The organism is Vibrio sp. 1249-1, from assembly GCF_033340495.1.
Genome location: NZ_JAWOWJ010000542.1, coordinates 1 through 702 on the forward strand (window position 1 = coordinate 1; position 702 = coordinate 702).

Here is a 702-nt window from a genome sequence, read left to right on the forward strand (position 1 = left end):
AATTGGTACCACCATAAATGCCTGAGGCGAAGGACCAAAACGGTTAACGATAGAACCCATGTTCATCACCGCTGTTGGCGTCGCACCCAAACCAAAACCACAGTGACCACCCGAGATAACCGCCGCATCGTAGTTGCTGCCCATTACCTTAAAGGTCACGTAGTAGGTGAAGATGGCCAAAATCACCGACTGAATCGCCAGAATCACTAAGAATGGGATCGCCAAATCAAAGATGTTCCACAGCTTCAAGCTCATGAGAGCCATTGCCAAGAACAGAGACAGCGACACCGTACCGAGCATATCGATGGTTTCAGCGTCCAGCTTACGAATCTTAGTCACCTCTAAGAAGTTCGTAATAATCACACCAATGAACAGCGCGTAAACGAAATCAGGAATCATCAACCAAGAAATTTCGTAGGTACTCACCCACTGTTCAACGTACTTCGCACCCGTCACACAAATCAGTAAGAAGAAGAGTTTTTCCACGACCTTTTTCGCCGTTACTTTGTCTTCTTCGTACTCGTTGTACGTCACCAGCTCTGGGAACTTCTCGTGGGTTTTGGCATCTCTACCACCACGACCGTACTCAGATTCGATACCATGTTTTTCCACTAGGCGTTGAGCCACTGGGCTACCAATGATACCGCCGATGATCAAACCAAAAGTGGCCGATGCCATCGCGATTTCCAGAACGTTATTTAA

The 702-nt window shown here is 47.4% G+C and carries 1 protein-coding gene; it reads right to left on the reverse strand.

Going from position 1 to position 702, the window contains the following annotated elements; genetic code table 11:
* The coding region (locus R7Z50_RS27505) for a sodium/glutamate symporter (RefSeq protein ID WP_318149750.1) at positions 1–702 on the reverse strand (702 nt) is incomplete at both ends.